The sequence below is a fragment of the Humibacter antri genome (assembly GCF_054777235.1).
The window spans coordinates 1-8938 of the sequence record NZ_BAAHAW010000008.1; the positions used below are offsets into that span (position 1 = coordinate 1).

Annotated in this window: 9 protein-coding genes and 1 pseudogene; 4 read left to right on the forward strand and 6 right to left on the reverse strand. The window is 64.3% G+C overall.

The features are described from left to right. From ACYVDK_RS04485 to ACYVDK_RS04495, 3 genes are all read left to right on the forward strand, one after another. The coding region (locus tag ACYVDK_RS04485) for a molybdopterin-binding protein (RefSeq protein WP_460518561.1) at nucleotides 1–598 on the forward strand (598 nt) is incomplete at its 5' end. After that, on the forward strand, nucleotides 568–729 hold the full coding sequence (locus ACYVDK_RS04490; protein WP_460518564.1) for a ribbon-helix-helix protein, CopG family: 162 nt from the start codon (nucleotides 568–570) through the stop codon (nucleotides 727–729). The genes ACYVDK_RS04485 and ACYVDK_RS04490, both read left to right, overlap by 31 nt. 593 nt (nucleotides 730–1322) lie before the next feature. Next, a complete protein-coding gene (locus tag ACYVDK_RS04495) occupies nucleotides 1323–4010 on the forward strand; it encodes an AAA family ATPase (protein ID WP_460518567.1) in 2688 nt (895 codons plus the stop codon). A gap of 174 nt (nucleotides 4011–4184) precedes the next feature. On the opposite strand, the gene ACYVDK_RS04500 is transcribed toward ACYVDK_RS04495, so the two are convergent. The 5 genes from ACYVDK_RS04500 to ACYVDK_RS04520 all read right to left on the reverse strand — a co-directional run bounded on the left by ACYVDK_RS04500 (nucleotide 4185) and on the right by ACYVDK_RS04520 (nucleotide 7426). Continuing rightward, nucleotides 4185–4748, reverse strand: coding sequence for a transposase (locus ACYVDK_RS04500; RefSeq protein ID WP_460518570.1), 564 nt, complete (start codon nucleotides 4746–4748; stop codon nucleotides 4185–4187). Between the two features lie 30 nt (nucleotides 4749–4778). Beyond that, nucleotides 4779–5696, reverse strand: a complete 918-nt coding sequence (locus ACYVDK_RS04505) for a transposase (protein ID WP_460518573.1) — start codon at nucleotides 5694–5696, stop codon at nucleotides 4779–4781. A 36-nt stretch (nucleotides 5697–5732) separates the two neighbouring features. Beyond that, nucleotides 5733–6056: a hypothetical protein gene (locus tag ACYVDK_RS04510; protein ID WP_460518575.1), complete on the reverse strand. Its 324-nt coding sequence runs from the start codon at nucleotides 6054–6056 to the stop codon at nucleotides 5733–5735. A 199-nt stretch (nucleotides 6057–6255) separates the two neighbouring features. Beyond that, on the reverse strand, nucleotides 6256–6852 hold the full coding sequence (locus tag ACYVDK_RS04515) for a hypothetical protein (RefSeq protein WP_460518578.1): 597 nt from the start codon (nucleotides 6850–6852) through the stop codon (nucleotides 6256–6258). Next, entirely contained in the window at nucleotides 6845–7426 is a 582-nt protein-coding gene (locus ACYVDK_RS04520; protein ID WP_460518581.1) for a hypothetical protein, read from the reverse strand. The genes ACYVDK_RS04515 and ACYVDK_RS04520 overlap by 8 nt, the downstream gene beginning before the upstream one ends. A 278-nt stretch (nucleotides 7427–7704) precedes the next feature. Between ACYVDK_RS04520 and ACYVDK_RS04525 the strand changes: the two genes are divergently transcribed. Then, complete coding sequence (locus ACYVDK_RS04525; RefSeq protein WP_460518584.1) at nucleotides 7705–8841, forward strand: tyrosine-type recombinase/integrase; 1137 nt, start codon at nucleotides 7705–7707, stop codon at nucleotides 8839–8841. Here ACYVDK_RS04525 and ACYVDK_RS04530 read toward each other — a convergent pair. Then, nucleotides 8750–8938: pseudogene (locus ACYVDK_RS04530) on the reverse strand (IS110 family transposase); the annotation flags it as partial. The gene ACYVDK_RS04525 and the pseudogene ACYVDK_RS04530 sit on opposite strands and share 92 nt — an antisense overlap.

Genomic DNA, 8938 nt, shown 5'->3' on the forward strand with positions numbered 1-8938 from the left:
CATGGTCCTGTCCCGCAGCGTCGACGGCTTCACCGCGAGCACACCACTGACCGCGCTCACCGACCCGAACCGTGACGCCATCCTGGCGGTCGGGATGAACGGCGAGCCGCTTCCGCTGGAGCACGGCTTCCCGGTCCGGATGGTCGTCCCCGGCCTCTACGGCTACGTCTCAGCAACCAAGTGGCTTACGGACCTGAAGGTAACAACCTTCGCCGCCGACCAGGCCTACTGGACGCCCCGCGGATACAGCCCAAAAGCCCCGATCAAACTCTCCAGCCGCATCGACACCCCGCGCCTCGACCGGCCACTCTCGGCGGGTCCTACGAAGATCGCGGGCGTCGCCTGGGCGCAGACCGTCGGAATCAGCAAGGTCGAGGTCCAAATCGACGGCGCCTCCTGGCAGGAAACCACGCTCGCCCCCGCAATCAACGCCGACACCTGGGTGCAGTGGTCGCTCGACTGGAACGCGACAAGCGGATCCCACACCCTGGCGGTGCGTGCAACCGACCGCGCAGGACGGTTGCAAGAGGAGAAGCGCACCCCGATCGCACCGAACGGGTCGACCGGGTGGCAGTCGACACTGGTACAAGTTTCTTGATCGCGCCCCGACTGGCCAACAGTGGCCCCAGGTGGTCGGCTTGCACGGAGATCAGCGCTCTTGATGCAAGGGCGGATCGTGAGGGGAAGTCTCGCTCCGAGGTGATCCGCGAGGCGCTGGCCTCGGCGTGAGAGTCCGCCCCCGGCGCTCAACCGAAGAGCATCGCCTGGTCACAAGCTGGTCGATGACGAAGTCCCATCGCCGCCTGCCGGTACCACCACACGTAGAGCGTTCGTCCTGGCGCCAGTTGGGGCGGCCGTCGCAGAGTCCATCCGGACCTGGCGACTCAACGCGGCCGTCTCGGTAAGCCCGTCCCGCACCATGCACGCCCGCCTCGGAGCTGGTGAACCCGTACTTGTCCTTTAGCGGGATGCCCGCTACGCCACCCATTGAAGATGCCCGCAGGGGTGCGTCAACTCCAACGCGTTTTCGTAGGTGTCAACGGGTAGGGAACGGAGTGGCTCGAGGTTCGTACGACGAAGCGTTTCTCGAACCAAGGACCACGAATCAAGAGAGGAAACGATCGACGACGGGATCCATACGAGATGAGGGATGCCTAGAAAGGGGAACGGGTCGAGAAGGCCAGAAAGACCAAAGTTGGTAATGCACGCAGGCACTTTCTGTGAAGTGCGCGCCTGGCGTAGGCAGTTTGAGCGCGATTTTGCGAAGTATAGGTATGAGGGGTGGAATCGCGCGTTGGAAGCGGGGCAAGGCCTCGCAGGGGGTGAAGCAGGCAGTCGCGTACGCCTTCGGCGGGGTCTGTGATGCGACCCTCACCGCGAAAGACGCTGCCGGGGTGATCGCTGCCACGGACTACGCGGATGCGGTGATGACCCGCTACATCTGCGAGAACAGTGTCATCCGTGACGACCTGCTGTCCCGGAAGCAACTGCGGGCATGGGTGGACGGGTTCGACCCACTCACCGGAGAACGCCGCGGCCGCGACCTGGAGTCCCCCGTCGCCGACCTCGTGTTGGATGCGACGGTGAACGCACCGAAGTCGTTCTCGATTGCTGCGCTCCTGGATCCGGAACTGAATGTGGCGTATGAGGATCTGCAGGACCGGTTACGGGACCGGATCATCCACCTCTGGCAGACCGAGCTCAACGCTAGACGTGGTGCCGGCGGACTCATCCGGGAGGACCTGGCCCGGGTTGAGGTGGTGGAGCTGAAGCATGAACGGTCCCGGTCGTTGGATCCTCACAAGCACCGCCATCTCTGGTTGAACGTGAAAGTCCAAGGTACGGATGGTCGATGGTCGAACCTGGACACCCGGGTGGCTCTCAGGTTCCAGAACGTGGTGAACGCGGAAGGCGACCTCGCCGCACGTACCGACCCGGCCTGGATTCACGCACTAGCGGCCAAGGGGTTCACGCTCAACGCGGACGGCGAGATCGAGCAGCTGGCGCACCTGGTGCGGCCGTTGTCGAAGCGGTCAGCCCAAATCGATACGAACCGGGCAAGGCGGCTGGAGTGGTGGCGAGGCCACCATCCGGCTGAGGAACCGTCCCGGGACGTGCTTAACCAGATCGACCGATGGGCATGGGCCACCGGCCGACCGAACAAACCCCACGACCTCGATGAGGAAAACTGGGCGGCCATCATCCGCAACGAAATCCAGGTCGCGGATCCCGGCGTGGCCTCACGGCCATCGAGGTCCGCCGCAGTGGTCGACGTTGCGGACATTGACCTGGACTTGGTGGCCGCGAAAGCCATCGTGGATGCAGATGGCCGCTCCACCGGGACCGGCGGCCGCTTCTCCGCGTTCGATGTCCGCGCCGGCGTTCTCCGAGCCCTCGGCACCACCGGCGCGGTCGTGGACAGGGACACGCTCGACCAGCTTGCGGACGATCTAGTTGAGAGGGCTGTAGCTGGGCATACAGTGCGTCTCCTTGATGGCGAGGTCGTGCCGGGTCATGTGAAGCATCTCGTTGCCACGCAGACCGCGATTACGAAGAACACGCTCGCGAACCGGCTCGAGCTCTTCCCCACGAGCGGCGACGTCGCACCAGTTGCAATGATGTCCCAAGTCTCGGCGGTGGTCACTCCGGATAAGGATCTCGACGAAGGACAGCTGGCCGGCGCGAGCGCAATCGCCGGGACCAGCCAGCTGGTGACGATCATCGGTGCCGCCGGAACCGGGAAGACCACAATGCTGAAAGTGGCGGCTGCAGTACTACACCTGCAGGGGAGGCGCATGATCGTTGTTGCCCCTACCAAGAAGGCCGCGACCGTGGCCGGCCGGGAAACCGGTGTCGACGCCTCCTCACTCCACCAACTCCTGCACGCGTATGGATGGCGATGGAACGAAGCCAATACCGGGGGGACGACATGGACACGGCTGAGGATCGGCGACATTGACCACGCCACCGGCCGCCGCTACTCCGGGCCAGGTGAGCAGGTGGTGCGTCGCCAGGATCGGATCGTTGTCGATGAAGCAGGGATGCTCGACCTCGACGCGGCAAACGCGCTCGTAGAACTTGCGGGCGAGACCGATGTTGGTGTGGCCGCGGTTGGTGACCCCAACCAGGCACTCCCTGTTGGCCACTCCGGCGCTATGGAACTCATCCGGCGCGCAAGCACAATCCGAGTCGAGCTCACCGACATCCACCGATTCAAGGATCCGGCATGGGCGAAGCTCACCCTCGATCTTCGCGACGCTCACGCTGCTGAGGAGCGCAAGCAGGTTGCGGGGCAGCTTGTGAATAGCGGGCACGTCACACTGGTGAACAGCGCCCAGGAAGCCCTTCAAGCAATGGTCGACGGATGGTTCGATGCGAACAGAAGCCGTGCAACGCTCTCACTCGTCACCGCCACAAACGCTGAAGCGCAGTCTGTGGGAGAAGCCATCCAAGCTCGGCGTCTCCACGAAGGGTCATTGCGCGTAGATAGAGTCGCGGTTGGGCAGGGCGGTCAGACGCTGTTCGAGGGTGACGTGGTGCAGACGCGACGCAATGACTCAGTTTCTGGTGTCGAGAATCGACAGAACTGGATCATCAGCCGCATCACCGCGGACGGCATCGTCCTCACTTCAGCAACGGACTCGAGCCAAGGACGCCGAGTCAGCCTCGCCTACGCAACGGGGCATCTCCACCTCGGATACGCCTCCACCGTCTACGGTGCCCAAGGAGAAACCACCGACCGATCCATCGTCGGACCGGATGTCGACGCCTCAGGACTCTACGTTGGACTAACACGCGGACGCAGCGACAACCAGGCCGTCGTCATCGCACCCACTGCCAAAGCGGCAAGGGCCGATCTAGCCGACGCCCTCCGCCGCGGAAACGTCGAAGCAAGCCTCGATGATTCGCGAGCCGCCGCCCGCACCGAGCTTCGCAGGGCTGCTGCAGCACCAGTCACCGACGTCCCGGACACGAGTCGGATGCCGCAGAAGGCCAAGCCCATTCTCTAGGTGCGTGGGTCAGAACTGGGTTGCTGACGCACTGGAGCGATGTTCTGGTCGGTACGCTTCGCCGATTCGAGCGAGGTGGTTGTGGCTCTTGGTGGCACCCCCGGTGTCCAGCAGTACGGTTGAGCTCGGTCTCGCAGTCCCGGGACTGGCCGGAGTCCGCCCCGCTGTGGGGTGTTACGCGGGCGCGATCCCTGCGACCGTGGCGTTTCGGAGCTTGCGGAGGTTGTGGCAGATCGTGTGGAGCAGCCATTCGCCCTGCGCGCCGGCGAGTCCGCGCAACCGGAGCTGTCCGGCGTTCTGCCGGGTTTTCATCTGCCCGAACGCGGGTTCCACGATCGCTTTGCGGCGCGCGTAGCCGGCGCGGCCCTGCTCGGTGCGCAGCGCGTGCGCCATCTGCTCCCGCCGGGACGCCTCCTCCGGGACCGGGCCTTCGACGCCGGCGGTGGGGAAGCTCTCGCCGTGGCGTTGCCGTCCCGTCGCGATCAACACCTCGCTGTCCAGGCCCTCGGCGGTTACGAGGTTGACTTCCGAGCAGTAGCCCGCGTCAGCGAGGACGACGTCCGGGGAACGGTCGATCCCTGCCGCGGCAAGGTTGCCGGTGGTCTGTCGGGTCATCGGGATGAACTGCTGAATATCGGTGGCCTGCTGGGTGACCGAGGCTGCCAGCACGATCTGGTGGCTCTCATCGACCACAGCCTGCGCGTTGAACGCGTAATCGAAGCCGCGGCCCGTCTTCATCATCCGCGCCTCGGGATCGGTGAAATTGCGTTACGCTTTCGGCTTCGGCGCCGCCTCGTCCACCGCAGCGGCCACGGCCGTCTCGGCCTCCTGGGCGGACTGACCGGCAGCGTCGGCCTTCGTCCGTGCCGCGGCGGCCGCCCGCTCGGCGGCATCGGCCTCGATCTGTCCCTTCGCGGCCCGCAGCTTGGCCAGGCGCCCCTCCCGGCGGGCCAACTCCGGGGCGACCTCATCGCCGCGCCGGTCCCGCCCGAACTGTTCATCCTCGGCCTCATCGACCGCCTCTGCCTCGGCCAGGAGAGCGTTCACCTCGGCTTGGAGCTGATCGATCTTCGGCCCGATCCGGTCATAGCTCATCGCCTTATGCCGGGACGCGTCCGCGTGAAGCTTCGTGCCATCCAGTGCGACACGCCCCAACCGCACCAGCCCCGCCTGGGCGCACACCCGCAGCACCTGCAGGAACAACCCCGGCAACGCATCCAGGTGGCGGCGACGAAACCTCGCCAGCGACCGGTAGTCCGGCGCCTGGTTGCCCGACAGCCACCGGAACGCGATGTCGCGCTTGCACCGCCGCTCCACCTCACGAGACGAGGTCACCCCGGTCGCGTACGCGAACAGCAACAACTTCAACATCATCCGCGGGTCATACGGTGGAGCACCCGAGGCGGACGCGTACGACGCGTACATCGGCGTCAGATCCAAGATGTCTTCGACGACCTCAGAGATGAACCGGGCCTCATCGTCCTCGTCCAGCCACTCATCCAGACTCGGCGGGAGCAGGAAACACTGCCCCTGGTCATAGCCGCGGAACGTCTTCGCCGCACCCGCCGGTGCCACCGATCCCGACGCCCCTGCCGCACCCAGATCAACCTCGAACAAACCCTCCGAGCCAGCAGCCGCCGTCATAGGCCAATTCTCCCAACGCCTTGCGCAGCCCACCGGATTCACCCCGGCGCGTTAACCGGAAGGTTCTGACCCACGCACCTAGAGAAGCTCATGGGCCCTGCAGATCGGGATGGCCAGTTGATTCCTCGGCTCGATCCAACCATTCCGTGCATCAAATGTAATGACTGCGATGCCTTGCCTTTCGGCCGTCATAGCCGCGTCAGGTAAGCATCCCCCGGCGTGGAAGATCAGGCCTCGTCGGCCGTCTGACGCCACCAGCGCTGCAGCACGCTCCACGATCGGCAGCCCGATGTTGCCGCGACGATTGTCCACCAGTGCCACGTACCGCGAGCCGTACAAGTCACAGATCGCCGAAGCTGCACCACTCGTCACAACGGTGTCTGCTTCGCCGAGATAGATCATCCACTCTCGACACAATTCAACGGCGTCACGATCGCTGACACCGTCAGGACGCGGAGCCGGACGGTCACCAGTCACACGAACATCATGACGCGAACAGGCGACGCATCGAAACGATGCTCAGGACGGTGGAGGTCTCCGTTGACACTGGGCCGCGGTCGCGCAATGACGGCGGCCAGGTCTGACAAATGGAGCGTTGAGCTCACAGCACGGCCAGGTCGGGCAACTCGGGCGAAGGGGAAGGGGTGGGCAATCCGACCTCGAGGATCTTCTGGACTTGTGCGAGAGCTCGATCGCTGAGGTCGTCATCCGGGTAGAACTCTGAAAGGAGCTCGCTTGCCGCCTCCACAGAGTCGATATGGTTCAACACCATCAGGCGAGCGATGTCCGCGGTATCTCGTCCAGGGCGCGCAGCTCTCAGCTTCATTGCCAAGAGAACTTCGTGGGGCGCTACGGCAACCTCGATGTCGTCGGTCCGAAGGAGGGGAATCCAGTCGACTGTCCTCCCGTATGCCGGTATGAACTGGGCAGCAGAGTTGTTCAACCAATCCGGCGCCCAGCTGCGCTCGGCCGCGATCACCCTGGCTAGTTCGAGTAGCTCGTCAGCGGGCTCCAGCCGGGCATCGATGTCGTACGTAAGCTGGCGGTCGAAGTGCCCGAGCTGAAGAGCTGCGCCGCCGACGATCAAGATCCGGGCGCCTCTGATACCGGATTCCCGGACACGAAGAACAAGCTCGCGCAGTCCGGAAACGAGCTCCTGCTGCGTCAGCCGCGTGTAGGCGGATCCGCTATCAGACACTGCCGAGAGTCTCGGGCTCAAGCGCGACATTATGACGGAGGAACGCCAGCAGGCTGTTCTCCGCATCGGCCAGCAGATCGTACTCGCCAAGTTGTGGCGACGTCAGCCGGAGCGCGACACGTTCAGGCTCAGCAGTCCAAGCGGGAGCAGCGATTCCTACTTCCTCGAGCCTGTACTCCACGAGGCCAGCCAGTGCTGCGTCCCAATCGCGCGACCCGGTGGTCGCGGGCGGAAGAACACTCAATGCAGCGCGAGTCACGCCGTCCTCAGCTGCCAAACCTTGTGCCAGGTCGAGGAAGTTGCGCAACGCTGCATCCCGACTCTCGCCGTCGAGCGAACGACGGATACGCCAGGCGGTCTCTGCTGCCGTCGGATATGCGCTCGGGATCGCCGTGAGCTTCAATCCCGCCACAGCCAGGAACGCCTGCAGCGTACTCGTGCGCACATCCGTTTTCGCGGTTTCAGCCTCGGACACCGTCGCCTGCCGCACGCCCGCCGAACGCGCGAAGTCGACCTGGCCCTGGCGCGCGATCGCGCGCGCCGAACTCGAAAGCACCGCGATCGCTGTAGCCATTTACCCCTCCGTATACGGAGAACAGTATAGATGCGAGACTGTCGGTTCTCCTGTGCACAGTTGAGATGTCGCTGCGCGCCAAACGGGGACCGGATTTCTTGCAAGTGACGAAGAACCAGTAGGAATCGATGATCATCCACCAGTCGGAGGAACAGATGGGAAGCATCACGAGCTACGAGACGCGGCAGGGTCGGCGATGGCGAGTCCGCTACCGTAAGCCCGACCACTCTCAAACCGATAAGCGCGGATTCCGAACGAAGCGCGACGCGGAACTCTTCATGGCGACCGTCGAGATCTCGAAGGCGCACGGAACCTACCTCGACCCGTCACACGCTCGCGTCACGGTCGGCGAACTCGCTACTGGATGGCTGGCAAACAAGGAGCACGCGCTCAAGCCGTCGAGCTACTCCCCCATCCGAACTGCATGGCGGGTCTACGTCGAACCGCGGTGGTCAGATAAACCTGTCGGATCCATCCGACCGTCTGAGGTGGAGAACTGGATACGTGAACTCGGTCAGGGGAAAGCCGTCACCAATCGGATCCGCCAGTACACCGGACCCCGCTCCCCCAGCGTCGTCCTTCGTGCCGTCGGCATCCTCGCGGGAATACTAGACGTCGCTGTGCGGGACGGACGGATCCCGTCGAACCCCGCACGCGGATCGAACAACCTCCCACGCAAGACCTCCCAAAAGCCGCGTCGATACCTGACCAACGAGGAGGTATTTCGCTTCGCACAGCACGCCCCGGACTCGACGCGAGCCGCGCTGATCTTGACACTCTCGTACACGGGCATCCGGTGGGGCGAGGCGGTCGCACTGCGAGTGGAAGACGTCGACCTTGAACGCCGACGCATCCTTGTGCGCCGCACGGCAACCGAAGTCGATGGCTACATCCAAGTCGGTCCGCCGAAGAGCTGGGAGTCGCGATCCGTGCCCTTCCCTGCGTTCCTCGCACCCATCTTGGAAGGCCAGTTCGATGGTAAGCCCGATGACGAACTCGTCTTCCGCGCACGTCACGGCGGCTTCCTGACGCGGCCCGACACGAGCCACTCGCGACAGTCATGGTGGCTGACGGCGCTCCGGGAGGCAGAGCTTGAGCGGCTCACACCACACGACCTCAAACACACCGCAGCGAGCCTCGCCGTCAGTGCCGGAGCCAACGTCAAAGCACTCCAACGGATGCTCGGACACAAATCAGCATCCATGACGCTCGACACCTACGCAGACCTGTTCGAGGACGACCTCAGCAACGTGGCCGAACGACTCAACGATCGCGCACTCGCTGACGGCGTTGTCACGCAGGTTGTGTGTCCTTATGTCGTTGTCAAGCGGCGAGGGCGTGGCCAGGGTCATAGAGGGTGCCGTCGCGGAGCATGGCGTAGAGGACGTCGATGCGGCGTCGGGCCAGGGCGATGAGGGCTTGGTTGTGTCGTTTGCCTTGGGAGATCTTGCGGTCGTAGTAGGCGCGGGAGACGGGGTCGCGGAGGGCAGCGAACGCGGAGAGGAACAGTGC